The organism is Paenibacillus sp. EKM206P, from assembly GCF_011066155.1.
Taxonomy (GTDB): Bacteria; Bacillota; Bacilli; order Paenibacillales; family Paenibacillaceae; genus Paenibacillus; species Paenibacillus polymyxa_D.
Window position 1 is genome coordinate 1 of sequence record NZ_JAAMNQ010000039.1, and the last position, 2,885, is coordinate 2,885.

General features: G+C 52.4%; 1 protein-coding gene. It reads left to right on the forward strand.

Annotation, left to right across the window (positions count from 1 at the left end; all coding sequences use genetic code 11):
* Positions 1–2,885: amino acid adenylation domain-containing protein (locus tag G9G53_RS25530; protein ID WP_165150867.1), on the forward strand; the 2,885-nt coding region annotated here is incomplete at both ends.

Genomic DNA, 2,885 nt, shown 5'->3' on the forward strand with positions numbered 1-2,885 from the left:
TATACGCTGGATTTAAACGCGATGATCTCGGAAGGCACGCTGCGCTTGACGATTGCTTACAGCCGTAAGCAGTATCGCCAAGAAACGCTGGAACGTGTGGCAGGACTGCTGCAATCCGCTTTGCAAGAGGTGATTGCGCATTGCGTCGCTCAGGAACAGCCGGAACTGACCCCGAGTGATGTGTCCTTCAAAGGTCTGACGACTAGAGAACTGGAACAAATTGCGGAACAGGCGGCACATACCGGTGAGCTGGAAAATGTATACGCACTGACGCCGATGCAAAAGGGGATGCTCTTTTACAATCTGATGGATTCGCAATCAGGAGCTTATTTTGAACAGGCATCCTTTGATTTGCAAGGGCACTTTAATATCGATGCGTTTGCGGCCAGTTTGGATGTATTAATGCAGCGGCATACGGTACTGCGCACGAATTTCTACAGCGGCTGGCAGGATGAACCGCTTCAGGTTGTGTACCGCAATAAGCGCAGTGAACTCTATGTGGAAGATTTGCGGGATATGGAGGAAGTGAAGCAATACGAGTACATCCTCGAATTTACGCGCCAAGACAAGCAAAGAGGCTTTGATCTGGCGCAAGATGCTTTGATGCGTGTGGCTGTGTTGCGCACAGGTGAGGAAGCGTACCGTTTTGTGTGGAGCTTCCACCATATCGTGATGGATGGCTGGTGCTTGTCGCTGGTGACAAACGAAGTGTTTGCGAGTTATTTTGCGATCCTGGCTCATAAGCAGCCGGAACTGGCCCCTGTCACGCCGTACAGTCAATATATCGAATGGCTGGAACAGCAGGATCGTCAGGCCGCATCAGGTTACTGGAGCAAGGTTCTGGAAGGATATGAGGAACAGTCCCGCTTGCCACAGGCAAAAATCCAGGGTAAGACGGGGTATCAGGCGGATCGTCTGGACTTTGACTTAGGCGAGGATCTAACGGCAGGCATTCAGCGCATAGCCAAGCGTTATCAGGTGACGATCAATACGTTGATGCAGACGGTTTGGGGCCTTTTGCTGCAAAAATATAATGGCACAGATGATGTGGTGTTTGGCAGCGTGGTATCTGGACGTCCGGCAGACATTCCGAATGTGGAGCACATCATTGGTCTGTTTATCAATACCATTCCTGTACGCATCCGCAGTCAAGTGGACAGTTTATTCTCAGACGTGATGAAGCAAACCCAGGAGCAATCGATCGATTCCCATGTCTATGATACGTATCCGTTATATGAAATTCAGGGGCTGTCGGAGCTTAAGCAGGATTTGATCAATCATATTCTTATTTTTGAGAACTATCCGGTAGAGGAGCAAATTGAGCAATTAGGCAGCGGTGAAGAGTCCAGCTTCACGATCACCGGAGCCGAGTCTGTCGAGCAGACCAACTATGACTTTAACTTGGTGGTGCTGCCGGGCAACACTATTCACATGAGCTTTGGTTATAATGCCCTGGCCTTTGAACGGGAAAGTGTAGAGCAAATCCGAGGTCATCTGGTACAGCTGCTGGAGCAGGTGACAGCGAATCCGGACATCCGTGTACATGAGCTGGATATGGTTACCATGCAGGAGCGTGAGCAAATCGTCGAGGCTTGGGGGAATACAGCGGCAGCCTATCCAAGCGAGCAAACGATCCATGCCTTGTTCGAGGCGCAAACCGCGCAGACGCCGGAGCAGACAGCCTTGTTCTTTGAAGGAGAAACGCTGACTTATCGCGAGCTGAATGAACGCGCCAATCGCCTGGCTCGTACCTTGCGCAGTCAAGGCGTGACGAAGGATCGTTTGGTGGGTCTGATGACTGAGCGGTCGGTGGACATGATCGTAGGTATCTTCGGGATTTTAAAAGCCGGGGGTGCATATGTCCCCATCGATCCAACCTATCCGGAGGAGCGTATCCGCTACATGCTGGACGACTCGGGGGCGAAGCTGCTGTTGACGCAAAGCCATCTGGTGGACAAAGCCGCTATCGACGGTCATGTGTTGGTGTTGGACGGGGAGCAAACGGTGTACCACGAGGATGATTCTAATCTGGAGCCATGGTCTGGTCCAAATGATTTGGCGTATGTGATTTATACATCGGGGACGACGGGGCAGCCGAAGGGTGTAATGCTGGAGCATCACGGGCTGTGCAATCTGAAAACATATTTTGATCAGACGCTTCGGATGAGCACGTCGGATCATGCGTTGCTGTTCGCTAGCTATTCGTTTGATGCGGCTTGCTGGGAAATCTTCCAGGCGCTGTTCTGCGGCGCCACGTTATATGTGCCAACGACAGAGACGATTTTGAACTACGAGCGGTTTGAGCAATATATGGCGAATCACCGGATTACGGTGGCTGCTTTGCCGCCGACCTATGCGGTGTATCTGGAGCCACAGCGGATGCCAAACTTGCGTGTTCTGTTCACTGCGGGTTCAGCATCCTCAACAGAGCTGGTATACAAGTGGAAGGATCAGGTGGCGTACTACAACGGCTACGGTCCAACCGAAAACTCGGTGGCGACGTCGATCTGGCCGGTATCCGAGGATGAGAGAGCGGGACAACTGATTTCCATCGGACGCCCTGTGCCGAATCATCGAGTATACATGGTGGATGTGCATGGACATTTGGCTCCGGTAGGCGTCGCGGGTGAGTTGTGCGTGTCCGGACCGGGTCTGGCGCGTGGTTATCTGGATCGCCCAGAGCTGACGGCTGAGAAATTTGTATCGAACCCGTTTGCGGCTGGTGAAGCCAGCTACGGACGAATGTACCGTACGGGTGACTTGGCGAGATGGATGCCAGATGGCAACATCGAATATTTGGGCCGGATCGACCATCAGGTGAAAATCCGGGGCTACCGGATCGAGCTGGGTGAGGTCGAGGCACAAATCTTGAAAGTGGAAGACGT